The organism is Bradyrhizobium sp. STM 3809, assembly GCF_000239795.1.
In the GTDB taxonomy this organism is placed as follows: Bacteria; Pseudomonadota; Alphaproteobacteria; order Rhizobiales; family Xanthobacteraceae; genus Bradyrhizobium.
Genome location: NZ_CAFJ01000627.1, coordinates 1 through 1,923, shown reverse-complemented (window position 1 = coordinate 1,923; position 1,923 = coordinate 1). Strand labels below are relative to the sequence as shown.

General features: G+C 58.9%; 3 protein-coding genes. 2 read left to right on the top strand and 1 reads right to left on the bottom strand.

Annotated elements, in window-relative coordinates; genetic code table 11:
• The first annotated feature begins 186 nt into the window (after positions 1-186).
• Positions 187-564 carry a BLUF domain-containing protein gene (locus BRAS3809_RS28020; RefSeq protein WP_008965377.1) on the top strand — a complete coding sequence of 126 codons (378 nt, stop codon included), beginning with the start codon at positions 187-189 and terminating at the stop codon, positions 562-564.
• 150 nt (positions 565-714) lie between these two features.
• Positions 715-930 carry a hypothetical protein gene (locus BRAS3809_RS37490; protein WP_240535789.1) on the top strand — a complete coding sequence of 72 codons (216 nt, stop codon included), beginning with the start codon at positions 715-717 and terminating at the stop codon, positions 928-930.
• Between the two features lie 813 nt (positions 931-1,743).
• On the opposite strand, the gene BRAS3809_RS37155 is transcribed toward BRAS3809_RS37490, so the two are convergent.
• Positions 1,744-1,923: hypothetical protein (locus tag BRAS3809_RS37155; RefSeq protein ID WP_035659120.1), on the bottom strand; the 180-nt coding region annotated here is incomplete at its 5' end.

Here is a 1,923-nt window from a genome sequence, read left to right as displayed (position 1 = left end):
CTTGATTGGGCAAGTCCAGCGCCGTCAACGCACCGTAGTGTGCATTGTCCAGGCCGCGGCAGCATGCTGTGCCGTACTAATCCGGAATGATGATTTCGCGGTTCGTTCTAGGCGCCAGCCCGGCCTATATTGGATCGGAGTTTCCTCCCAAAGCGTCGCTCGATGTCGTGTCTTGGAGGAAGCCGGATGAAGCTTACTCAATTGCTTTACGTGAGCCGACTGTCGAACGCCGCGATCGATCCTGACTTCATCGCGAAGATCCTCGTCGTGGCTCGGGACCACAATGATCGCGCGGGCATCACGGGATTGCTGGTGTTCAACGGAACATACTTCATGCAACTGCTGGAGGGGCAGCGCAGCAGGCTGAATGGGCTGTTCATGCGCATCGCCCGCGTCCTCGGCATCGCGGACTCGAGCTCGTCAACTTCGATGACATCGACGGTCGGCGCTGTCCCGACTGGTCGATGGGTTATCTGGGCGAGCACGGTCGGTTGCGACGAATTACATCTCTTACCGATATCGGAGCTGAGTTCGATCCCTATGAGGCCAGCAGCGCGTCGTTGATGCACAAGGTGAAATCGCTGGGCGACATTCGGCAAGCCGAGCCCGCGGCCCGCGTCGCCGAAGCAAATCGGTGATCATGCGACAGAAAGAGTTGCAATCCGCCGGCTTTGCCGGCGCGACTGACCTGGTTCGCCGAGGGACGAGAATGCAATGGCGGTGACGGTGCTGGACTGCCACCGCACTTCCCGTCGTCAGTCCAGGGACTCATCATCGCCCAAGGCCCCATGGCGCTCGACGCCAGATTTCATGCTGCTCGCGGGTGGTCGAGATCACCGGCGAAGCGCATCCGCACCGCTCGCGGTCAACAATGTAACCGACGTCAGGTCGACCACGGGCAGCGGCGGCATCGACGCCTACGAGCAGTAGCGCCGAACCGACGCAGGCGTGCCCGAGTTCGCGGGAGACCAGCTCCTTGAGGTGGGGACATTCCGCAATCCCAACCAGAGCGGCGAGGTCGAGATAGCCAGGCCTCCTGCTTATTAGAAGCGAGCGGTTTCCCCGCCTCGATGACCAGCCCCGCGAAGGTGCGCGTGCCGCTGTATCGCGGCCAGTCGAGCACGCTTGCCGTGAACTGCCAGAAGCCCGGCTATCAAAAGCGCACATGATCACGGTCGCGCCGTTCGACGCTACGGGCCAGGCCCCTCTGGCCAGCGGCGTCAATGGCGGCATCCTCGGTGCGTCACGGTCGCAAGGATCGACGCGGCCGCCGAAAAAACGGGGGATGGCGCTGTCCGGTGGCGAAGGTGGTGTTGGAGGCCGATGCTGCCCCCCCTGGAGTGAGGGGCGGAGCTATCGCGGCCGGCGTTAGAGTGCATAAACCGGAATTGCCGTGCCAGTGCCGCATGATTCCGGTTTGATAGCCAGCGTCGCCAACAGAGGTCATTCCCCTTAGCACTTGACGCCCGCGCTCTTCAAAGGTCGGGCCGCATTGAGGCCTAAGATGCCCAGTGCTTGAACAGATAATCTGCTGTTCCTAGAAAATACTACTCAGTATCTCGTCGATCAACGTCTCGTTATCCGGGAATCTATGGTTTAATAGATCCCGCGCTTGAGTGCGACTTAGGCCATTTCTGTGAAAATCTTCAGCCATTATCCTAATTCGTTGGTCAATCACGTATCCCCCCAAGCGATCCGCGACCAAATTGATCTTTAACTAAACTGACAGTTGTTCAATTTTTATCAGTGGCTATTCTGTTGTGTCATTTCTTTGTTCAGTAGATCGAGAACTTCGCGGGACCTGTTCTTGCCGACGAGAACAGGGAGGGATTCTTTTGCCCACGTTTCCGTCGCGGTCTCGAAAGCTCCCCGGAACTCGTCCTTCCAGTCGTTAGGCTTAAAGCCTGGAAGTCGCTTTTGCAG